Source organism: Micromonospora gifhornensis, assembly GCF_016863515.1.
In the GTDB taxonomy this organism is placed as follows: domain Bacteria; phylum Actinomycetota; class Actinomycetes; order Mycobacteriales; family Micromonosporaceae; genus Micromonospora; species Micromonospora gifhornensis.
This window is the reverse complement of record NZ_BOPA01000037.1, coordinates 38,415-60,138: the sequence shown is the minus strand read 5'-3', so window position 1 is coordinate 60,138 and position 21,724 is coordinate 38,415. Positions and strand designations below refer to the sequence as shown.

17 protein-coding genes are annotated in these 21,724 nt (G+C 71.7%); 3 read left to right on the top strand and 14 right to left on the bottom strand.

Annotated features, from left to right (window positions below; genetic code table 11):
* Nucleotides 1-6 precede the first annotated feature (6 nt).
* The 6 genes from Vgi01_RS24345 to Vgi01_RS24320 all read right to left on the bottom strand — a co-directional run bounded on the left by Vgi01_RS24345 (nucleotide 7) and on the right by Vgi01_RS24320 (nucleotide 6,587).
* A complete protein-coding gene (locus tag Vgi01_RS24345) occupies nucleotides 7-1,620 on the bottom strand; it encodes an AMP-binding protein (RefSeq protein WP_204292574.1) in 1,614 nt (537 codons plus the stop codon).
* Nucleotides 1,617-2,633 carry a methyltransferase gene (locus tag Vgi01_RS24340; protein WP_013731205.1) on the bottom strand — a complete coding sequence of 339 codons (1,017 nt, stop codon included), beginning with the start codon at nucleotides 2,631-2,633 and terminating at the stop codon, nucleotides 1,617-1,619. Before Vgi01_RS24340 ends, Vgi01_RS24345 begins: the two co-directional genes overlap by 4 nt.
* 66 nt (nucleotides 2,634-2,699) lie before the next feature.
* The gene (locus tag Vgi01_RS24335; RefSeq protein ID WP_013731206.1) at nucleotides 2,700-3,044 is read right to left on the bottom strand and encodes an MmcQ/YjbR family DNA-binding protein; all 345 of its coding nucleotides are present in this window, start codon (nucleotides 3,042-3,044) and stop codon (nucleotides 2,700-2,702) included.
* Between the two features lie 35 nt (nucleotides 3,045-3,079).
* The gene (locus Vgi01_RS24330) at nucleotides 3,080-4,147 is read right to left on the bottom strand and encodes an acyl-CoA dehydrogenase family protein (RefSeq protein WP_204292572.1); all 1,068 of its coding nucleotides are present in this window, start codon (nucleotides 4,145-4,147) and stop codon (nucleotides 3,080-3,082) included.
* 30 nt (nucleotides 4,148-4,177) lie between these two features.
* Nucleotides 4,178-5,335 (bottom strand): acyl-CoA dehydrogenase family protein, encoded by a 1,158-nt coding sequence (locus Vgi01_RS24325; protein WP_204292570.1) that lies wholly within the window; start codon nucleotides 5,333-5,335, stop codon nucleotides 4,178-4,180.
* 52 nt (nucleotides 5,336-5,387) lie between these two features.
* The gene (locus Vgi01_RS24320) at nucleotides 5,388-6,587 is read right to left on the bottom strand and encodes a cytochrome P450 (protein ID WP_204292568.1); all 1,200 of its coding nucleotides are present in this window, start codon (nucleotides 6,585-6,587) and stop codon (nucleotides 5,388-5,390) included.
* 156 nt (nucleotides 6,588-6,743) lie between these two features.
* On the opposite strand from Vgi01_RS24320, the gene Vgi01_RS24315 reads away from it, so the two are divergent.
* On the top strand, nucleotides 6,744-8,018 hold the full coding sequence (locus tag Vgi01_RS24315) for a condensation domain-containing protein (protein WP_204292566.1): 1,275 nt from the start codon (nucleotides 6,744-6,746) through the stop codon (nucleotides 8,016-8,018).
* Nucleotides 8,019-8,251: 233 nt separating this feature from the next.
* On the opposite strand, the gene Vgi01_RS24310 is transcribed toward Vgi01_RS24315, so the two are convergent.
* Nucleotides 8,252-8,605, bottom strand: coding sequence for a VOC family protein (locus Vgi01_RS24310; protein ID WP_013731211.1), 354 nt, complete (start codon nucleotides 8,603-8,605; stop codon nucleotides 8,252-8,254).
* Nucleotides 8,606-8,811: 206 nt separating this feature from the next.
* Between Vgi01_RS24310 and Vgi01_RS24305 the strand changes: the two genes are divergently transcribed.
* Complete coding sequence (locus Vgi01_RS24305) at nucleotides 8,812-9,837, top strand: acyl-CoA dehydrogenase family protein (protein ID WP_204292564.1); 1,026 nt, start codon at nucleotides 8,812-8,814, stop codon at nucleotides 9,835-9,837.
* Between the two features lie 129 nt (nucleotides 9,838-9,966).
* On the opposite strand, the gene Vgi01_RS24300 is transcribed toward Vgi01_RS24305, so the two are convergent.
* The 3 genes from Vgi01_RS24300 to Vgi01_RS24290 all read right to left on the bottom strand — a co-directional run bounded on the left by Vgi01_RS24300 (nucleotide 9,967) and on the right by Vgi01_RS24290 (nucleotide 15,934).
* The gene (locus Vgi01_RS24300) at nucleotides 9,967-13,884 is read right to left on the bottom strand and encodes a non-ribosomal peptide synthetase (RefSeq protein ID WP_204292562.1); all 3,918 of its coding nucleotides are present in this window, start codon (nucleotides 13,882-13,884) and stop codon (nucleotides 9,967-9,969) included.
* A 245-nt stretch (nucleotides 13,885-14,129) separates the two neighbouring features.
* Complete coding sequence (locus Vgi01_RS24295) at nucleotides 14,130-14,363, bottom strand: acyl carrier protein (RefSeq protein ID WP_126711769.1); 234 nt, start codon at nucleotides 14,361-14,363, stop codon at nucleotides 14,130-14,132.
* A gap of 44 nt (nucleotides 14,364-14,407) precedes the next feature.
* A complete protein-coding gene (locus Vgi01_RS24290; protein WP_050814522.1) occupies nucleotides 14,408-15,934 on the bottom strand; it encodes an aldehyde dehydrogenase family protein in 1,527 nt (508 codons plus the stop codon).
* A gap of 150 nt (nucleotides 15,935-16,084) precedes the next feature.
* Here Vgi01_RS24290 and Vgi01_RS24285 point away from each other — a divergent pair, with 150 nt between their 5' ends.
* Nucleotides 16,085-17,083: an MBL fold metallo-hydrolase gene (locus Vgi01_RS24285; protein ID WP_232510651.1), complete on the top strand. Its 999-nt coding sequence runs from the start codon at nucleotides 16,085-16,087 to the stop codon at nucleotides 17,081-17,083.
* Between the two features lie 85 nt (nucleotides 17,084-17,168).
* Here the strand turns inward: Vgi01_RS24285 and Vgi01_RS24280 are convergent, their stop codons facing one another.
* From Vgi01_RS24280 to Vgi01_RS24265, 4 genes are read right to left on the bottom strand one after another with little or no spacing between them, the layout of a single operon-like run.
* Nucleotides 17,169-18,578, bottom strand: coding sequence for an NAD(P)/FAD-dependent oxidoreductase (locus tag Vgi01_RS24280; RefSeq protein ID WP_204292560.1), 1,410 nt, complete (start codon nucleotides 18,576-18,578; stop codon nucleotides 17,169-17,171).
* A 38-nt stretch (nucleotides 18,579-18,616) separates the two neighbouring features.
* Nucleotides 18,617-19,825, bottom strand: coding sequence for a cytochrome P450 (locus Vgi01_RS24275; RefSeq protein WP_204292558.1), 1,209 nt, complete (start codon nucleotides 19,823-19,825; stop codon nucleotides 18,617-18,619).
* Nucleotides 19,822-20,313, bottom strand: coding sequence for a VOC family protein (locus tag Vgi01_RS24270; RefSeq protein ID WP_102656822.1), 492 nt, complete (start codon nucleotides 20,311-20,313; stop codon nucleotides 19,822-19,824). The genes Vgi01_RS24275 and Vgi01_RS24270 overlap by 4 nt, the downstream gene beginning before the upstream one ends.
* 22 nt (nucleotides 20,314-20,335) lie before the next feature.
* Nucleotides 20,336-21,721 (bottom strand): NAD(P)/FAD-dependent oxidoreductase, encoded by a 1,386-nt coding sequence (locus Vgi01_RS24265; protein ID WP_204292556.1) that lies wholly within the window; start codon nucleotides 21,719-21,721, stop codon nucleotides 20,336-20,338.
* Between the last annotated feature and the right edge of the window lie 3 nt (nucleotides 21,722-21,724).

Below are 21,724 nucleotides of genomic sequence, written 5' to 3'. Positions count from 1 at the left end.
GGGCGGTCAGGGCGTTGCGGGCGGTCCGGCCGGTACCGGCTCGGCGGAGCGGAGTCGGCCGGCCAGGTAGTCCTGCCACATCAGGCGACGGCGGGGTTTGCCGCTGCTGGTGCGGGCCACCGCGCCGGCCGGCACGACCACCGCCTCCACCGGTACCCCCTCCGCGGCGACCTCGGCCGCGGCACAGGCCGCCGTCAGCCAGTCCGGCTCGGGCCGGACCAGCAGCAGGACCACCCGGGGTGCGTCACCGACCTGCCCGAGCAGGGCGGTGATCCGCCCGACCGGCGCACCGCAGGCCGAGACGACCGCCGCCTCGACGTCCTCGGCGAGGAGCATCCGCCCGCGCACCTTCACACCGTCACCGAGGCGGCCCAGCACGAACAGTTCCCCGTCGACGAGGAAACCCGCGTCGCCGGTGTGCACCTCCCCGTCGACCAGTCGGGTGCCGCTGGCTGTGCCGTCGGCGTTCGCCGGCAGATAACCCGCCGCCACGGACGGGCCACGCACCACGATCTCGCCGACCGTGCCGTCGTCGACGACCCGGCCGTCGTCGTCCACCACCGTCACCTGCGCACCGGCGAGTGGACGCCCGCAACCCACCACCTCACCCTGCTCGACGGTGGCGGTACGCCAGCCGGTGTCCAGCGGTACGCCGGTCACCGACAGCGTCGCCTCGGCCAGCCCGTACGCGGGCAGCAGCGCCTCGCGGCGCAGCCCGTGCGGTGCGGCGAAGCGGACGAACTCGGTCAGCAGGGCGGGCTGGATCCGCTCCGCGCCGACGATCACCGCCCGCCACGCCGAGAAGTCCATGCCGGCGAGGGCGTTGCGGGGCACCCGCCGGATGATGTGGTCCAGCCCGAAGGCCGGCATCGCGGTCAGTCGGGCACCGTGGCGGCCGAAGCACTCCAGGTAGCGCAGCGGTCGGCGGACGAAGTCGCCCGGCGACATCAGCCACAGGTCCGACCCGGTGGCCACCGGTGCCAGCAGACAGCCCACCAGGCCCATGTCGTGGTGCACGGGCAGCCAGGAGGCGGTGGGGTCGTCGGGGGTCATCCGCAGCCACCGCTGGATGCCGGCGACGGTGGCGGCAAGCGCCGGACGGGGCACCCGGACCCCGCGTACCCGACCGCTGCTGCCCGAGGTGAACTGCACAAGCGCCGGCCCATCCGGCGTCGGTGCCGCCGCCCATCGGCCGTCGGCGCCGGCGAGCAGCCCCTCACCGTCGTACGCGGGCACGCCCGCCCCGGCGCAGACCTCGGCCACCAGGGGCAGCGCCGGGTCGTGCACGACCAGCCGGGGCGTACTGGCCCGCAGCACGCCACGCAGGTGCTCGGCCCAGCGTTCCCGGTCACCGAAAGGTGGTGGCGGTGCCACAGGTGAGGCGGCGGCACCGGCAAGCATGCTGCCGAACAGCAGCCCCACGAACCGTGGACCGGTCGTTTCCACTATCGACACCACGTCGCCCGCGTCCACCCCGGCGTCGCGCAGCGCCGTCGCGTACCGGCGCACCAGGTCGGCCAGTTCCGCGTACGACCAGAGCCGCCACGATCCGTCGGGTTCGGCGAACCGGATGCCGCGCCGCTCGTCGGGCCGGTCCAGCCAGGCGAGCGGGCCGGTCACGCGGGCGCCGCCTCGATGATCGGGAACATCGGGGTGGAGATGCTGCGCACCAACTCCAGGCCGGCGCGGTTCAGCAGCTCGCTCTGCTGGTCGAGGGTCCGCGCGCCGCCGGCGGTGAGGGTGTGCATGAGCAGGTCCATGCGGCGTGCCAACGCCGGCACCTCAGCCTCCTGCCGTCCGGCCTCCATGATGAACAGCCGGCTGTGCGGCTTCATCGCGGCCCGGACCCGGCCCAGGATGCCCACCACCTCGTCGTCGCTCCAGCTGTAGAGGATGCGCTTGAGCACGTACGCGTCGCCGCCGGGCGGGATCGGCCCCTCCAGGAAGCTGCCCGGCACCACCTCCACCCGGTCGGCCACTCCGGCGGCGGCCAGCACGGCGGGGGCGTTCGCCACCACACCCGGCAGGTCGAACAGCACCCCACTGGCACCGCGAACCCGGCGCAGCAGGCTGGCCAGGAACCCACCGTTGCCGCCGCCGACGTCGACGATGCTGTCGAAGCGCTGCCAGTCGCAGGCCCGCAGCACCGCCAGCAACTCCATGCTGGTGACCCCGCTCATCACCTTGTCGAAGGCCTCGCCGTCCTCGGGCTGGTCGCGCAGGTGTTCCCACATGGACCGGCCGTGCACCACGTCGAACGCGGGCCCACCGGTGCGGATCGACTCGGGCAGCCCCTCCATCGCCCGGGTGCACGCCACCGGGGAGAGGAAGATGTCGCGGGCCGAGTAGGGGTGCTCCTCGCGCAGCAGATCCGACAGCGGGGTCAACGCCACGCTGTCCGGTTCCACCAGCTCGAACACCTCCCGGGTCGCGAGGTACTCCAGGGTCTTGCGGAGGGTGGGCTCGTGGGTCCCGGTCGCCTGGGCCAGCCGGGACATCGGCATCGGCCCGTCCACCAGGTGGTCGGCCACGCCGAGCAGGCAGACCGCCCGGATGGTGTACGGCAGGAGGTAGTCGCCGAGCTCAAGAAGCTTGAAGATCGAATCGGCGTCGATGGTGCGCCTGGTGCCCACGGGTGTCTCCGTCCCTTCGCGTGAGGCTCCGACGGCCGACGGCCGCCGGAGTCGCGTGGCGGGGCGTCAGGAATCGGCCTCGTCCAACTCGGCCTGCAACTTCCTGGACGCGAGCCGGCGCCACGCATCGGTGATCAGCTCTCGCAGCTGTGTCGGGTCGACCGTCGCCAGCTCGACGAAGGTCCAACCGCTCTGCCCGTACTTGTTGTTCGGCGCCGAGAAGGTCGCCGGGTCCTGGCTGATGAGCGCCGCCTGCTCGGCGACGTCGATCCGCAACCCCATCACTCCGGGCCGGGGCAGGGTGCAGAAGATCTTGTTGCTGACCCGGAAGTCGGTCACGTCGAAGTGCGCCGACTGGTGCGCTCCGGGGAGCGACAGGGCGATGCTGCTGACGGTTTCGGGGCTGACCACTGCGGCCTCCTCGGTTGTCGACGGACGGCGTCACGCTAACGTCCGTCGGGTGCGGTCGGGGTGATCTCGTCCGGGTCGGCACGCCGCAGCAGCCGCTCGGCCACCCGGTCGTGCGGGTCGTCACCGAAGCCGGGGTAGGCCTCCAACCACAGCGCCCGGCGCAGCCACCGGTGCAGCGGGTACTCCCAGGTCACTCCCATTCCGCCGGTGATCTGGATGGCCGTTTCGCAGGTGCGTACCGCCGCGCTGCGCGCCACCAGCACCGCCTCGTCGACCGCCTGCGCGCCCGCCTCGGGCTCGTGCTGCACCAGCCAGGCGGCGCGGTAGGCCAGCGAACGGGCCGACTCGGTGTCGACGTACGCCTCGGTCAGCTGGTGTGCCACGGCCTGGAAGCTGCCGATCGGCCGCCCGAACTGCTCCCGCTGGCGGGCGTGCGCCACGGCCATGTCCAGCGCACCCGCCGCGACCCCGACCGCCTCGGCGGCCAGCAGCACCCCGCCGCGCAACCGGGCGGTACGCGCCGCCTCCGCCGCGCGGTCCGGCCCGACGAGCAGCCGGGCCGGCGTGCCGTCGCACCGGACCCGGGCCATCCGGCGCAACGTGTCCAGCGTGGACAGCTCCGCCACGACCAGTCCGGCGGAGCCGGTGTCGCAGGCGAAAACGGCAGGCCCCTGATCGGTGTCGGCGCGTACCACGAGACAGCGCACCGCGCCGGCCTGCGGGACCGCCGCGACCTGCCCGGTGAGGGTCCACCCCTGCGGCGAGCGGGCGGGCCGCACCGTGCCGCCGCCGTCGGCGAAGGTGGCCGGGACGGTCAGCTGCTCCCCGGCGGCCCGGGCGTACGGTGCGGCAAGCGCGACAGTCGTCCACCACGGTGTGGGGTGCAGGCAGCGGCCGCTCTCCTCAGCCAACAGTGTCAGCTCGACCATGCCCAGGTCGTCGTCGAGCCAGCCCTGCCGGATCAGCTCGGGCCAGGCACCGGCCTCGCTCCCGCCGGGACCCTCCGCCAGGGCACACACCCGCAGCGGCGGATAGTGTCGCTCCAGGTGGTCCCGGGCGGCCTGCCGGATCTCCCGCTGCTCATCGGTGAGGGCAAAGTCCATGGTCATCTCCGTGTCGTCGCGGGCCGGTGGTCACTGGCGGGACCTGGGCAGGCCCAGCACGCGCTCGGCGACGATCCCGCGGAGGATCTCGGAGGTGCCGCCCTCGATCGTGTTGGCCCGGCTCCGCAGCCGCTGCCGCTGCCAGTACCCGTGCCAGGCGGCGTCACCGCCGTCGAGCAGCGCCGCCGGCCCCTGCAGGCGCAGCGCGAGCGCGCAGACCCGCTGGTGCAGCAGCGACCATTCGAGCTTGAGGATTGAGGATTCCGCGCCGGGCTCGCCGGAGCGGCGCAGCGCGGCGAGCGACCGGTAACCGGTGTACCGCAGCCCCTGCAACCGGGCGTGCAGCACGGCCAGCTCGCGGCGGACGGCCGGGTCGTCCTCGGCACCGACCTCGCGTACCAGCCGCAGCAGCCGGTCGAACTGCGCGACCAACCGGGCGGTGAGGGTGATGCCGAACGTGCCCCGCTCGTGGGCCAGCGTGGACAACGCCACCGACCAGCCCTTGCCGACCTCGCCCACGACGTCTGCGTCGTCGACCCGCGCGTCGGTCAGGATGATCTGGTTGAAATCGGTGTCGCCGTTGAGCTGCCGCAGCGGCGACACCTTCACACCCGGTGCCCGCATGTCCAGCAGGAAGCAGGTCAACCCCTGGTGCTTCGGCTCGGCAGGGCCGGTGCGGGCCAGCAGCAGGCAGTGGTCGGCCAGGTGGGCGTAGGAGGACCAGACCTTCTCGCCGTCGAGCAGGTAGCCGTCCGGCTCCGCCCGCCGCGCCGAGGTGCGCACCGCCGCCAGGTCCGAGCCGGCCTCCGGCTCGGAGAACCCCTGGCAGAACAGGGTACGACCGGACAGGATGCCGGGCAGGTAGCGCGCCTTCTGCTCGTCGGTGCCGTGCGCGATGAGCGTCGGACCGACCATGTTCATGCCGATGATGTTGATGTGATCCGGCGCGCCCGCGCGGGCCGTCTCCTCGACGAAGATGGCCTGGTAGGCGGCGCTGAGCCCACGTCCGCCGTACTCCCTGGGCCAGGTGATGCCCGCGTAGCCGGCCGCGGAGAGATCGCGGCTCCACTCGCGCAGCTCGGCGGTGCTCCAGGTACGGGACGGGTCGTCGTCCGGCAGGCGGGACCGCAGCCAGTCGCGCAGCTCGGCGCGGAACGCGGCCTCGGCCGGGTCGTCGTGCAGGTTCAACGCCGTCCTCGCTTCCTGGCGGCCGGTTCCGGGCGCCGCATGCTGGTCACCGTCACGCCGGCCGCACCGCGAGCGGCACCTGGTCGTACGTGCGGAAGTTGAAGCGCGGCCGGCGCACCGGCTCGCCGTCGAGTTCGATGGCACGGGTACGACCCAGCAACCGATCGAAGACGGCGACGCCCTCGGCGCGGGCCAGCGCCGCACCCAGGCAGTGGTACACGCCGGCACCGAAGCTGAGGTGCTGGTTGGGTCGCCGGCCGACGTCGAAGCGGTCCGGCTCGTCGAACTGCTCCGGATCCCGGTTGGCCGACCCGACCAGCAGATACAGGACGCGGCCGGGCCGGATGACCCGGTCGGCGACCTCCACCGGCTCCAGCGGGCTGCGCATGGTCACCTGGATCGGCGCCTCGTAGCGCAGCATCTCCTCGATCGCGGTGGCGGTGCCGGCGGTCCCGGTCCGCAGCCGGGCAAGCTGGTCGGGATGCTCCAGCAGGGCGACCATGCCGTTGGTGATCATGCCCATCGACGTCTCGAAGCCGGCGTAGAAGACGGTGATGGCGTTGTCGACGATCTCCTCGCGGCGCAGCCGCTGCCCGTCCGACTCGGTGGTCGCCATCCGGGTCAGCAGGTTGTCGCCGGCCGGACCGTTCTCGACCAGGTCGCCGAGGTATTCGCGCAGCCAGCGCAGCGACCGGACCGCCTCGTCGATGTCCCGGTCGTTGCCGAACGCCACGTCGCTGAAGGCCCGGACCAGCTGCGCCGCGTGCGGCCACAGCAGCGACCGGTCGGCGGCCGGCACCCCGAGCAGATCGCAGATCACCATCAGCGGGAAGGGCAGCGCCAGGTCGGCGACCAGGTCCATCCGGCCGGTCGCCAGCACGGGTTCGAGCAGATCGTCCACGAGGGAGGTCATGCGTTCGCCGAGCCGCCGGACCAGGCCAGGGCTGAACGAGCTGACCAGTACCCGGCTGGCGAGCCGGTTGCGCTGGCCGAGGTTCTGCCCGGACAGGAAGCCGCTCAGCTCCGGGTCACCGACGGTGAAGCGGTAGTACTGCTCCGGCAGGGTCTTGGTCAGCCGCTGGTCCTTCAGCAGGGCGGCCACCTCGCGGTAGCCCGGCACCACCCACTGCCCCGGCCCGTTGCTGAGCACGGCGCCGGTGCGGCGCAGCTGCTCGTACGTGGGGAACGGATCGGCCAGCAGCCGAGGATCCGAGACGTCGAAGCTGACCCGTGGCGCGCGAACGGCTGTCATAGGGGCCTCCCGACGGACCGGTACGGCGTGCACGCCCCGCGTCCGCCGCCGATTATTCGGGCTCCGTGAAACTCGTGTCAAGGAGTGTTTGCGGAGACTGTTCGAGTATCTTCGAAACCCTCGTAACCACACGCGTACTGCGGTAGCGTCGCGGCCATGCGAGAGGAACCGGCTTCGGTGGGTCAACGCCTTCTGTGGCTGATGGACCACTATCGAGGGCAGCAGCACTCCCTCAACGAGCAGGTCGTGTGGCACCTGCGCGGAGACTGCGACGTCGCCGCCCTGCAGCGCGCGGTCGACCTGCTGCACGAGCGACACGAGTCGCTGCGGACGACGTTCGTCGCCCGGAAACGCCAACTCGTCCAGGTGATCAACCCGCCGCGTCCGGTCGAGCTGCTCCGGGTGGACACCTCCGGGTACGCCAATCCCCGTCAGGCCGCCCGCGAACACATCGCCACCGAGCTGTCCACCGCCGTGGACTTCGGGGTGTGGCCCACCCGCCCCACCCTGATCACCGTCGGCCCCGAGCACCACATCTTCGTGCTGACCATGCACCACTACGTCAGCGACGACTGGTCCAACGCGCTGCTCTCCCGCGACATCCGGGCGCTCTACCAGGGCGAGGAACTGCCGGAGATCGGCTGGCAGTACGCCACCTGGGCGGACTGGCAGCGGGAGCGGATCTCCGGGTCGGACTCGGCAGCGCTGTTCGACCACTGGCGCGGTCAGCTCGACGGGGCACGGCTGGTGCGCCTGCCCGAGCGTGCCGACGTCCCCCGCGGCCCGGACGAGCCGGCCTGGGTGTCGGTGGAGCTGACCATCGACGCGCACGTCGTGCAGGGGCTGCACCAGCTCGCCCGCCGGCAGCGCACCACCCTCTTCCCGGTGATGCTCTCCCTGTTCTACCTGGTGCTGCACCGCGCCACCGGCCAGTCGGACCTGACGGTGGCGTCGCTGTTCGCCAACCGCAGCCGGCCGGAGGTCCGCGACACCGTCGGCTTCTTCGTCTCCATGGTGCTGCTGCGCGGTCGGGTGGACGACGCCGAGCCCTTCACCGACCTGCTGCGACAGGTACGAAACGTGGTGATGGAGGGCCTGCGCCACCAGGAGTTGCCGGCGCAGCTGCTGCCGCCCGGCACGGTCACCGGCGAGGGCCGTACCGACGACGTCATGTTCCAGCTGCTCGGGTCGTTCGTGCCGCGCGCCGACATGAGCGGCGACGAGCTGGACGACCTGGAGGCGCAGCTGGAGCGCAGCCGCTTCGCGCTGGAGTTCGTCGTCGTACCGCAGGACGAGACGCTCACCGCCGTCCTGATGTGCGACCGCGACCGGTTCACCCCGGACTGGGCGCAACAACTGGTCAAGGACTACGTGCAGCTGGCCGCCGCCGTGGTCGCCGACCCGCACCGCCTACCGGACTCCCCGTCCTGAGCCCCCGCATCGCTCTGGCCGTCGGCCGCCGCCGCAGCGGTCCGGCCGCACGCCGCAGCGGTCTGGCGGCCGCCGTTACGGCGTTGTGGCGGTGTCCCGGGCGGCCGGTACCCGCCGTTTCGCCGTAACGGAGTCGATCAGTTGGGCGGCCCGGGTGGTGGGTGGCCCGAATTCCTACCCAGACGAACGGTGGTGGTCGGCGATGCGCGCCGACCACCACTGCTCGCATCGGGTCAGCTGGCCTTGGGGAGCTCCCGCAGGCCGAAGGCGACGCCCTGGTTGTCGCGGCACTCGGCGAACGCGCCGTAGTCCGGGCTCGGCGGACGCAGCGGGCCCACCTCTCCGCCCAGCTCCTTGACCCGCTCGACGGCCGCGGCCAGGTCGTCGACCGCGAAGTAGACGATGATGTGCGGCGGGTCGGTGTCCGGGTGGGAGCCGGCCTCCAGGCCCGCGGGCGCGCCCGGCATCTCGATGTACGACCCGTGGGTGAGCATCGTGAACTTCCAGCCGAACAGCGCCTCGTAGAAGTCCCGGGTGCGTTCGGGAACCGGGACTGCAAACTCGATGAACGAAGGTTCTCCTGCCACGGCGCCCTCCGGTGCGTGATCTGTCAGGAAAGATGTCCTAGCATCATAACGGGCATTGACTCGTCTTTTGCAGACACACAAGGATGCTAGTAAAGACGAGTTCTGGTGGTTGGCGGGTCAGCCACCGCGGCAGCCGACGCGGCCACCGGGCTCATGGGCCCGCACCACCGGCCCCTCTCGGGGCCCCGTTAACGGAGGGCACTGCTGTGACTGTCTCCATCGACGAGTCCACGAGCCTGCGACAGGCGCGCGAGATCGCCGACGAGGTGTTCTTTCCGGCCGCGCTGGCGGTCGACGCCGCTGACCGCGTACCCATCTCCCACCTGGACCTGCTCGCCGAGCAGGGCTTCTACGGGCTGGCCGCGCCCCCGGACTTCAACCGCCTCGACCTGCCGAGCTTCCCCGCGGTGTGCCGGGTCATCGAGACCCTCGCCAGTGGCTGTCTCACCACCACGTTCCTCTGGGCCCAGCACCACAACGCGGTGATGGCGGCGGCCAACACCGGCAACGCCGAGCTGCGGGCGGCCTGGTTGGAACCGTTGGCGACCGGGCAGCGCCGGGCGGGGCTGGCGATCGGCGCGGCGGTACGGCCCGGTCCGGCGGCGCTGTCGGCCACGCCGGTCGACGGGGGATTCCTGTTCTCCGGCGCCGCGCCGTGGGTGAGCGGCTGGGGCCTTGTCGACACGATCTACGTGGCCGCCCGGCTCTCCGACGACACGCTGGTCTTCGCGCTTGTCGACGCCGCGACGAGTGACACCCTGACCACCGAGCCGCTGCGCATGTCGGCGGTGAACGCCAGCAGCACGGTGACTGTCACCTTCGACAACCACTTCGTACCTGCCGACCGGGTCGCCAACCAGATGCCGCTGGAGGCGTGGCGACAGCGGGACCCGGCGACGCTGCGCTTCAACGGTTCGCTCGCGCTCGGCGTGGCGGACCGGGCGATCGAGCTTGCGGACGAGCCGCGCCTGCGCTCGCAGCTCGACGCCGTCCGGGACCGCCTCGACAGCGCCGACCCGGAGACCATGCCCGCCGCCCGGGCCGCCGCCTCGGAGTTGGCGCTGCGGGCCAGCGCGAACCTGGCCGTGGCCGCCGGCAGCCGGGCCGTCCTGCGCGACCAGCATGCCCAGCGACTGGTGCGCGAGGCGACGTTCCTGCTGGTCTTCGGCTCCCGCCCGGGCATCCGCGACGCCCTGCACACCACGCTCACCACGTCCCCGGGCGTCGCCTGACACCCCGGCGACGGAGCAACACCGGCGACGGAGCAACGGCCGGCGGGCGATCTTCCGGCACCACGGTTGCCCGCCGCCGTATCGGCACGGGCCCGCGACGTGAAGAACGTCGTCGCGGGCCCGTGCCGGTTATCGCATCTCGTCGACCAACCGGGCGACGGCGTCGGCGTGCTCGCCGTCGACCACTGTGAAGTGATCGGCCTCCAGCATGTGGAAGCGGGCTGGGAGTTCGGCCGCGGCGTGCCGCAGCGGCGACAGGTAGCCGGCCGCCGGGCCGACGAGCCCTCGCGACGCCTCCACCACGTCCAGTTCCAGGCCGTCTTCGGGGACGAGCGAGTACCGCAGCAGCGCCCGGGTGTTGGCCTCGAAGACGTCGTACATCGCCTGCACCTCCGCGTACGTCACCGATTTCAGCTCTTTGAGCTGCGCGGGCGGGGCCGCCCAGATGCGGCGGAGCGTCTCCTGGGCGACGTTCGGGGCGCACGGGTCGATGGGCACCTCCACCGGCGTACCGGCGAGGTTGTGCAGGAACGCCTTCACGAGCGTGGTGTCGTCGACCGTCGGGTGGGCGCCGCAGCCGACCCACGGGTCGATGAGCAGTACGGCGCACTCGCGGCCCTGCCGCCGCAACTGCCGGGCCATCTCGTACGCCACCACGCCGCCCAGCGACCAGCCGGCGAGCCGGATCGGCCGGTCCGGCGGCTCGTTCGCGAGCGTGGGCGCGAGTTCGGCCAGGTAACCGGCGGCCAGCTCCTCGATTGTCACTCCCGGCTGCGCCGGGTTCGGCGCGGCCAGGCCCAGCACCCGGTGCCGGGCGCCCAACTCGGCGAGCAGTGGGCGGTAGCAGAGCAGGTCGCCGCCGACCGGGTGCACCAGGATCAGCGGGCGATGCCCGTTGTCGGAGAGCGCGACCAGGTTGCCCGCCGGCTCGGCGTGACAGGCCGGGTCGAGCAGGGCGGCGATCTCCGCGATGGTGCCCGAGGTGTAGAGCGTGGCCAGCGGCAGCCGTCGCCCGAACTGCTGCTCGATGCGGTTCATCAGCCGTGCCGCCAGCAGCGAGCTGCCGCCGTAGGCGAAGAAGTCGACCGAGCGGCCGACCTCCGGCACCTCCAGCAGCTCCTGCCACAGCGCGGCAAGCGTCCGCTCGGTGCTGGTACGGGGAGCGTCGTCGCCGACCTGCCGGGTCGCCCCCACGCCGGCGGCCTGCTCGGCCAGCTGCCGCCGGTCGACCTTGCCGTTGGCGGTCAGCGGCAGCCGCTGCCGTACGTCGATGCTGCGCGGCACCATGTATTCCGGCAACCGGGACGCCAGGTGGTCCTTCAGCTGGGTGACCAGCTGCTCGGCCGGGGTCTGCGAGGCGACGAAGGCGACAAGCGACACGGCCCGCCCGTCGGTGCGGGTGACCACGGCGGCGTCGGTGACCGCCGGGTGGGCCAGCAGCGCCGCCTCGATCTCGCCGAGTTCCACCCGGAAGCCGTTGACCTTGACCTGCGGGTCCTCCCGGCCGAGGAACTCCAGCGTGCCGTCGGGCCAGTAGCGGGCCCAGTCGCCGGTGCGGTAGATCCGTTCCTGCTGCCGTGGGTGCACCAGGAACGAGGCGGCGGTCAGTTCGTCGTCGCCCAGGTAGCCCAGGGCCAGGCCGCGTCCGCCGATGAACAGCTCACCCGGCACCCAGTCCGGGCGGTCCCGCAGGCCGGCGTCGAGCACCTGGAAGCGCTGGTTGCGCAGCGGATGACCGTACGGGATCGAGATCCAGTGCGGCGGTACGCGTACCGGCACCGGGTGGTAGTTGGACCATATCGACGCCTCCGTCGCGCCGCCGAGGCTCACGCAGGCCGCATGCGGCGCGATCTCCGCCAGCTCCGCGCCGAGGTTGATCGGCACCCAGTCGCCGCTGACCATGGCCAGCCGCAGCTCGGTGAGCGTACGCCGACCGCTGGTGCGGACGAACTCCACGAACATCGCCAGGTACGCCGGCACGCTGTTCCACACCGTGACGCCGGTGGCCTGACACAACTCGTAGAGGTGGGTGACCTCGCGCTCCTGCCCGGCGGTCGGTACGACCACCGTCCCGCCGGCGGCGAGCATCCCGAACACGTCCCACACCGACAGGTCGAACGTGTAGTCGGAGACGGCGAGCACCCGGTCGCGGGGACTGAGCCCGAACCGCTCGTTGATGTCGACGAGCGTGTTGACCACGCTGCCGTGCGAGATCATCACGCCCTTCGGCGTGCCGGAGGTGCCGGAGGTGAAGATGACGTACGCCAACGACTCCGGGCTGGTCTGCACCGCCGGCCGCGCCGCACCGTCCTGCCGGGCGATGGCGTTGGCGATGTCGATGCTGCGCCCACCGGCGTACGGCTCCTCGTCCTGGATGCTGCGGTCGGCCAGCAGCACCCGCAGTCCACAGATCTCGGCCACCTGCTCGCGTCGACGGCGCGGCCACTGTGGCGAGACCGGCACGTACGCGGCCCCGGCCATCAGCACCCCGAGCAACGCGACGATCTGGTGTGCCCCGCGCAGCGCCTGCACGCCGACCACCTCGCCCGGCCGTACGCCTGCCTCGACCAGTTCCGCCGCGACCGCGTTTGCCTGGTCGCGCAGCTGGGCGTAGGTGATCTCCCGGCCGTCGGCGATCACCGCGAGCCGGTCCGGCTGCCGCTCGGCCTGCTCCTCGAAGAGCTGGTGCATGGTGGCCACCCGGGCCGGTGCGGCGGTGTCGTTGACCTGCTCGCGGACCTTGAGCTGAGCTGCCGGGGTGAGATCGAACGACTCCATCCCCCAGGCGTCGTCCTCGGTGGCCAGCCGGATCAGCAGGGACCGGTAGGCGGCGAACATGTCGTCGATCATGCCCGCCGGGTAGAGGTCGTCGGCGCTGTCCCAGGTGGTGACCAGGGCGCCGCCGGCCACGAAGACCTGGTGGTCCAACGCGACCTGCGGCGTACGGACCTTGCCCTCCAGCCGCTGCCAGCCGAGATGCTCCAGGAAGACGCCGGTGTCCGGATCCCCGACGCCGAGCATGCTCGTGAACACCACAGGCATCAGCGCGTTGCGGGCGTTGCCCGTGCGCTGGTTGAGCTGACGGATGACGGAGACTCCGCCGAAGGAGGAGTGTTCCATGTCCTGGAGCAGTTGCCGGCGCCAGGCGCGGGCCCGGTCGAGGAAGGTGCTGCCCGGGCCGACCTGGCGGCACTCCATCAGCAGAGTGCTGCTGAAGTTGCCGATGATCTTGTCGACCTCCGGGTGGAACGGCAGCCGGTCGCCGTACATGATGTTGATGGTGAAGTCGGGGTTCTTCGACCAGTGCCGCAGCACCTCGCAGAACGCCGCGCCCAGCACCATCGTGCCGGTGAGTCGACTCTTCCGGATCCGCGCGGCCAGGCTGGTCCACTGCTCGGCGGTGAGCTTGAAGACCCGGCGTACCAGGCGTGGGCTGGGGTCGCCGGTCATCCGGCGGCGCGGCAGCTCCGGTGCCGCGGGCAGGGTGTCCAGCCGGTCGAGCCAGTAGCGGCGGGCCCGCTCGTGCTCGTCGCTGTCCTTGCGTCGCTCGACCTCGTTGCGGTACTCGCGGAAGGTGTACCGCAACGGGGGCAGCGACTCGCCGTCGAGCAGGGCCCGCAGCTCCTGGGCGAAGATCTCACCCGAGAACCCGTCGATGGCCAGCAGCCGCGCGCAGACCTGCACCACGATGTGGGTGTCCAGGGCGAAGACGAAGACCTCGAACGGCGCGTGCCGGCCGCGTGGCGGCCCCTCGTCGTAACAGCGCTCCCGGTTACGGGTGAGCAGCCGCCGACAGACGTGTTCCGGCTGCCCGCGCAGCGACCGGTAGGTCAGCGGTACGGGCAGCTCGTCCTGGACGTGCAGCAGGCCCGTCTCGTCGAACGACGCGCGGAGCATCTCGTGCCGGCGCATGAGCTGGTGCAGGGCCGAGCTGAAGGCCCGGATGTCCAGCTCCTGGCAGGCGTATTCCTCGAAGAAGAGGGCAGGACCACCGAGCTGGAAATCGCCCAGCTCGCCGAGCAGGTACGCGTACTGCAGATCGCTCAACGGTGCCGAGTGTGCCCCCGAAGCGTCCGCGCGCGACGGTGCCGGCGGCGGGGCCTGGGGGACGCTGGCTGACGAAGGGTGGTGCTCCGATCTGGCGATGTCCATGACGTTCCCTCGGGATGGCCGGTTGACAACGAAGTGGTACGAATGCCCCCGCCGGAGGTGTGCCCCGGACGGGTTCTTGAGCTGCGGTCGACCGGTGACTGCTGGCGACCGGTGAGGGAGAGGTGCGAGCCGGGCGACGGCTACCGGGCAGCGGCCCGTAGTTCGTCCACCGCACCGGTCAGTTCCGACGGAGTGGGCCGGTCGAAAACCTCGATCATCGGTAGCTGTACGCCGAAGACGATGTTCACCCAGTGCACGATGGCCGCTGCCGCCATCGAATCGCCTTCGAGGTCGTCGAAGAAGTCGGTGTCCGGCCCTACCTGGCGGCCGAAAATGTTCTTCCAGATGTCAAGCATCTGCTCTTCGCTTGTCACGATGCCTCCCCACGACGTGCCCGGTCGCCGAGCGCGACCGGTACTCACTTCGAAGCAGGTGTCGGCCCCCACGACCGGTTGCCGAGATCATTTATCAGTGTTTTCGTTTCGAGAAAGGCGTCGACGCCCGCCTTGCCCATTTCCCGCCCCCAACCCGAGCCCCGCATCCCGCCGAAGGGCAGCGCCGGATCGAGCACGTGCCAGCTGTTGATCCACACGGTGCCGGCGCGCAGTCGACGGCCGACCTGGTGCGCCAGACCCAGGTCGCGGGTGAACACGCCGGCGGCGAGCCCGTACGGGCTGTCGTTGGCCAGCGCCACCGCCTCCTGCACCGTGTCGAAGGGTTGGGCCACCAGCACCGGGCCGAACACCTCCTCGCGGACCACCGGCGCCTGCGGGTCGGCGTCGGTCACCACGGCCGGAGTGCAGAAGAAGCCCGGCGAGTCCGGCACCTGACCGCCGGTGACCCGGGCCCCGTCGGCCCGGGCGGAGTCCAGGTAGGACAGCACCCGGGTGCGGTGCTCCGCGGAGATCAGCGGCCCCATCTCGGTGTCCCGGTCCAGACCGTCGCCGATCCTGATCGCCGCGGCCCGCTCCCGGATCCCGGCGACCACCTCGTCGAAGACCTGCCGTTGCACGTACAGCCGGGAACCGGCCACGCAGGTCTCACCCTGGTTGTAGAAGATCGCGTGGGCCGCCCCGTCGATCGCCTGCCGCAGGTCGGCGTCGCCGAACACGATGTTCGGTGACTTGCCGCCGAGTTCCAGGGTCACCCGGCGGAAGTCGACGGCCGCGCCCCGGACGATGCTGCGCCCGACCTCCGTCGACCCGGTGAAGGTCACCTTGTCGACGCCCGGATGCGCGGCGAGCGCCGCACCCGTGGCGGCGTCGCCGGTGAGGACGTTGAGCACGCCCGGCGGCAGACCGGCCTCCTGGGCCAGTTGCGCGAGGGCCAGGGCGGACAGCGGCGTCTGCTCGGCGGGCTTGAGCACCACGGTGCAGCCGGCCGCCAGGGCGGGGGCCACCTTCGCCGCCGCCATGTAGAGCGGGAAGTTCCACGGAATGATGGCGGCCACCACACCCACCGGTTCCGGTACGGTCAGCGCCAGGTGCCGCTCCGGGCTGCCGGTGTAGATCGAGGCGTTCTCGCCGTTCAACCGGCCGGGCCAGCCGGCCATGTAGTGGAACACCGCGGCGGCGGCCGGTACGTCGCCGGCCCGGGCCACCCGCAGCGGCTTGCCGTTGTCGAGACAGTCGAGCAGGGCCAGCCGGTCGGCGTTCTCGAGGATCAGGTCGCCGATCCGATGCAACATCCGGGACCGGGCCGCCGGCGACATCCGGTGCCAGCGGGATCCAGGTCGGCCGGCGGCACCGGCCGCGGCGACGGACCTGGCCACATCGGTGACGCCCGCATGCGCGACCGTCGTGAGTGTCTCTGCCGTGGATGGACGCAAAGACACCAATTGGCGATGGTCGTCCGCAGCAGACCACTTGCCTGCGATGAACAACCCTCGCGGCAAATCGTCCAGACAGGACAAAGATAGCCTGTCGGTGTGTGTGGTCGCCGACATGCGAGAGACGCTAGCGCAAATACCAGGCTCGGCATACCCTCGATTGGGCCTAGCTGACGGCGCAAATGTTGCAGGTGCAGGGGTCTGCCGGCGAGAGCATCGAGGTACGTGATGAGATATCCGCGAAGTGTTTATCGCGTCTTTGACAGGATGCTTTCCGGAAGGCACGGTAAACGCAGTTGGCCGACCAGCTTCGCCGACCGGCTGACCCACCCGGTGCCCGGCTCCCGGGCGGTCCGCAAGCTGATCGCCGAGGGCGGGATGAAGCCCGATCTCAGCGAGGTCGACCAGATCCCCGTCCAACCGGCCGCTGAGCTACCGCACGCCGGCGCGGGCGAGGTGGTGGCCACCTGGGTCGGTCACGCCTCGTTCGTGCTCCAGATCGGCGGGCTCGTGGTGCTCACCGATCCGGTGTGGTCACGGCGCATCCCCGGCGTACGGCCCCGATTCACCCCACCCGGCCTGCCCTGGGAGGCACTGCCACCGGTGGATGCCGTGGTCATCAGCCACAACCACTTCGACCACCTCGACGCGCCCACCATCCGCCGGCTGCCACGCGACGTGCTGATGCTCGTGCCGGGCGGGCTGGGCTGGTGGTTCCGCCGGCTGGGCTTCACCGCCGTGGAGGAACTGGACTGGTGGGAGAGCGTCCGTCTGGGCGCGGTGCAGTTCCAGTTCGTACCGGTGCACCACTGGAGCCGCCGGACCCTCTTCGACGGCTGCCAGAGCCTCTGGGGCGGTTGGCTGCTGGAGGCCGACGCCGACCCTGCCACCGCCGCCCCGGTACGTCGGGTCTTCTTCGCCGGGGATTCCGCCTACGGGCCGTACTTCACCGAGATCGGGCAACGCTGCGGTCCGGTGGACCTCGCCCTGATGCCGGTCGGCGCGTACCTGCCCCGCTGGTTCATGAAGCCGCTGCACATGAATCCGGCGGAGGCCGTACGCGCCTGCGGTGACCTGGGCGCCCAGCGGATGGCCACCATGCACTGGGGGACCTTCGCGCTCTCCGCCGAGGCGCCGCTGGAGCCGCTGCGGCAGGCCCGGCAGGCGTGGCAGGCCAGCGGGCGGGCCGCCGAGGACCTGTGGGACCTGGCGGTGGGCCAGAGCCGCACCCTGCACGCCGACCTCACCGCGCCGGTCACCGACTGACCGACACGTCCGCGCCGGCCACCGACTGACGAGCGCGGACGGACCGCGACACCGACCGCCGAGCGGGCGGTGTCGCGGTCGTGGGTCAGTCGCTGCTGCGGCCCGCGGTGGCCCGTTCGGGGGAGCCCGTCCGGCGGGCGAAGAACCGGTTCGGCGCCAGCGCCGACTTGTACGGCAGCAGCAGCGGCAGCCGATCGCCCACCCGCTGCCGCCAGATGAAGAACTCGCCGCCCTTGTCGCCGAACGGGGCGGGCAGGAACTTGGGCTGGTTGACAGTCACGAACGCCAGCTCGGTGAACTCCGTCTTACGCCGCAGCACCAGGTCCCGCAGAATCTTCCCGCCGGTGTGGCTCGCCGCGATCCCGCTGCCGGTGTACCCGTGGCCGTAGACCATGCCGGAGTCGGTACGGCCGAACTGCGGGATGAAGCTGTGGCTCCAACTGATCAGCCCGCCGTTGCCGTGGCTGAACCGTACGTCGCGCCACTGTGGGAAGAACTCCCGGAACGACGCGCCCAGCTTGTCGAAGGCGTCGTCGTTGCGACGGTGACGGGGATCGGTGTCCCGGTTGCCGAACATGTACCACAGGCCGCCGGCCCAGAGCACCCGGTTGTCGGCGGTCAGCCGGGCCGCGGTGGAGAACGACAAGGAGTTCGCCACCCCTTCCCGCCCCGGCCAGGCCACCCGGCCCAACTGCTCGTCGGTAAGCGGTTCGGTGACCATCAGGTAGTTCCACACCGGCATCTGGCGCGCGTACAGCTCGGGGAACGCGCCCTGCATGGCCTCGGTGGCCACGATCACCTCGTTGGCGGTGATCGTGCCGTGCGGCGTGGTGATCCGCCACTTCCCGTCGACCTTCTCGATGGTCTGCGCCGGGGTCTGCTCGTGCAGCAGCACACCCTGCTCCTGCACCACCCGCGCCAACCCGCGCACCAGCCGGTACGGGTTGAGCAGTGCGCCGCTGACCTTCAGCGCGCCGAGGACCGTCGGTGAGCCGATCCGCTCCTGCGCCTGTTCCCGGTCGAGCAGCCGGAACGAGGTCACCCCGGCCCGCTGCGCCCGCTTGATCTGCAGCTCAAGTCGGGCCAGCTGCTTGGTGTCGGTGGCCACCTGGAGGATGCCGGTGTTCTCGTACTGGGCGTCGATGCCGTTCTGCCGGCAGAACCGGCCGATCTCCAGGATCGACCGGGCGACCGCCCGGTACACCCCACCCGCCTTCTCCGCGCCGTAGTACCAGAGCATCCGACGCAGCACCTTGCCGGCGGTCATCTGCACGAACCCGGCGTTCATGCCCGAGGCGCCCTCGCCGGCGAACTTCGCCTCCACCACCCGCACCGACATGCCCGGCTCGGCCTGCTTGAGGAAGTGCGCCGCCCACAGCCCGGTGTAGCCCGCGCCGACGATGCACACGTCGCAGGAGGCGTCACCGTCCAGCGGCGGGCCGACCTCGGTGGGTTCGGTGGAATGCCAGTAAACGTCTGTGGACAACTGCGCCATGCGGGTCTCTCCTTAACGACGGGGGGTGGGCAGCGGCCTCACGCGGAGCGGACGGCCAGCGGAAGGCGCTCGAAGGAGCGCAGGCTCCCGTGCTGGCGGCGCAGGGCGTCGCCGTCGGGCGCGATGTCCCGGAAACCGGTGGCGAGCGCGGTGAACGTCAGCTCGCCCATCAGCCGGGCCAGTGCGGTGCCCAGGCAGTGGTGCAGGCCGCCACCGAAGCCCAGGTGCGGGTTCGGGGCGCGGGACAGGTCCAGTTCCGCCGGCCGGTCGAAGACCGCGGGGTCGCGGTTGGCCGCGCCGAGCAGCAGCATCACCGACCGACCGGTCCTGATCTTGTGACCGCCGATCTCGATCGGCTCCCGGGCCACCCGGATCGCGTTCTGGATCGGCGAGTCGAACCGGAGGAACTCGTCGATCGCCGGCCGGACCAGGGTCGGGTCCCGGCGCAGCCGGTCCAACTGGTCGGGGTTGCGCAGCAGCGCCACGCATCCGTTGGAGACCAGCCCCATTGTCGTCTCGAACCCGGCATGGAACAGGAACAGCAGGTTGTCGACGATCGCGGCGACGTCCCCACGCTCCTCGGGCGTGGCCGCCGCGAACATGCCGGCCAGGGTGGAGTCGCCGGGGGTGGCGTCCCGCAGCAGGGCGGTGACGTACTCGCGGAGCCAGGCGACGGCGGCGTCCACACCGTCGCGCTCGTCGGGTTTGAGGTTGGCCGCGTCGAAGACCTGGGCCAGCTCGATCACCCGGGGCAGCACCTGGTCGCGGTCGGCGTCGGGGATGCCGATCAGCCGGCAGATCACCGTGACCGGCAGCGGCACGGCCAGGTCGGTGACCAGGTCGAGACGACCGGCGTCGCGGGCCGGGGCGAGCAGCTCCTCGACCAGCGCGGCCACCGCCGGGGTCATCGCCCTGACCCGGGGCGTACCGAACGCCTGGCCGAGGAACCGGCGGGCGTGGGTGTGCTCCGGTGGGTCCTGGGTGAGCACGATGCGGGTGGGGAACTCGGCCGCGGGACCGTGGCCGAGGGTCAGCCGGATGAACTCCCGGGGGAAGTGGCTGGCCAACCGGCCGTCGCGGAGCAGGGCACTGACCGCGCCGTGGTGGACCACCAGCCACTGCCCGAACTCGCCCCGCACGACCGGGCCCTGGGCGCGCAGCCGCTCGTACTCCGGGTAGGGGTCGTCGGAGCAGGCCAGGTCGACGGCGGCGATCCGGGGCCGGGCGACGGCGTCGGGCAGCGTCACTGCTGCCCGCCGACGCGCTCGGCCCGCCGCGCCCGGTGGTGCTCCCGCATCCGCTGCATGAAGTAGTCGGCGTTGAGCCAGTACAGCTCCAGCCAGATGTTGTCCGGATCGCGCAGCCACACGCCGTGTCCGGCCTCCAGGAACAACTCCTGCACCCCGCCGTGTTCGACGCCCACCGCGTCGAGGTGGGCGACCCAGGTGTGCAGGTCCTCCCGTTCGGGGACGTGGAAGGCCAGGTGGTGCAGCCCCACCCGGTGCTCGTCGAAGGGCTCCTCGACCGGCCGGTCGGCCTGCCCGAGGACGATGGAGGTCAGCGCCCGGGAGTGCAGCAGCGTCCGGAAGGTGAACCCCGACTCGACCGGCCGGGCGTCGCGGACCACGGTGAAGCCCAGGGCCCGGCAGTACCAGTCGGTGCTGCGGTCGAGATCGCGGACCGTCAGGTTGATGTGGGTGCCACCGTTGAGCGGGGGTACGGAGTCGTCGGCCACGGAGTTCCTCTCGAAAAGACGGTCACAGGACGGTTCGCATGACGGCGCCGGCCAGGGGCGCCGTACGCCGGAACCGGTCCTCGTACCGGTCCGCGGCGGTGGCCAGCGCGCTGACCCCGCGTACGCCGATGGTCCGCAGCGGTTCCGGCTCCCAGCGGCGCGACAGGTGCCCGGTCCAGAACAGCCGGGTCTCCGGCCGCTTCACCCCGGTCACCAGCGCGGCCAGCGTGCGACCGGCGAGGTTGCTCAGCGCGATGCCCTCGCCGCCGTAGCCGCCGGCATGACCCAGGCCGCTGTCGCGGTCGTACACCACGCCCGGCTCGCCGTCGCGGTGCATCCCGTACGCCCCGCTCCAGCGGTGACTCACGGGCGCGTCGGCCAGGGCGGGGAAGCTCTCGGCCAGGGACTCGCGCAGCCGGGCGTAGACCCGTTCGCCGGAGCGGTCGGCCGCCTGCGGTCGGGACCCGGTGCGGTATCCTGAACCGCGACCGCCCACCAGCAGCCGGTCGTCGGCGGTGCGCTGGAAGTAGGCGAACTGGTGGCGGGAGTCGGCGACGGTGACCCGGTCCCGCCAACCGACCTCGCGCCACAGCTGTTCCGGCAACGGTTCGGTGGCCAGCGCCCGGGAGATCACCGGCAACACCCGGCGGGCGTGCCCGGGCAGACCGGCCGTGTACGCCTCGGTGGTGCACAGCACGCTGCGGGCGCGGATCGTGCCCCGGTCGGTGACCACCACGCCGGGTCGCAACTCGATCGCCCGGGTGCCCTCGACCACTGTCACCCCGCGCCGCTCCACCGCCTGCGCCAGCCCGGCGGCGATGGCCGCGGGCTGCACCGCGGCGCACTGCGGGGTGAATCCGCTCAGCAGCGCACCGGCGATGCCGACCCGCTCGCTGGTCTCGGCGGCCGACAGCAGCGTCATGTCGGTGATGCCGAGCTTGAGGCGCATGTCCTGCCAGGCCCGCAGTCGGGCGACCTGCGGCGGGGTACGGGCGACGTAGAGCGACCCGTCGCGCCGCCACCCGCAGTCGATGTCCTCGGCGGCGAGGACCCGTTCGATCTCGTCGAGCGTGCGTTGGCCCGCCCGGAAGAAACGCATCGCGTCCATCGGGCCGTAGCGCTGCACCAGGTTGGCCAGCAGGGCGGGCATCTCCGTGGTGCACCAACCACCGTTGCGGCCACTGGCCCCGTACGCTACGTGCTCCGCCTCGATGACCAGCACGGAGGTCTGTGGCGCCAGTTCGGTCAGGTAGTAGGCGGTCCACAGGCCGGTGAAGCCGGCGCCGATCACCACCACGTCGGCCCGGGTGTCGCCGGACAGCGCCGGTCGCCGCGTCCGCAGGGACGCGGGCAGCGTGTCCAGCCACAGGCTCGCCGGTCGCCCGGGCGCGTCGAGGGAGGCCGTCATGGC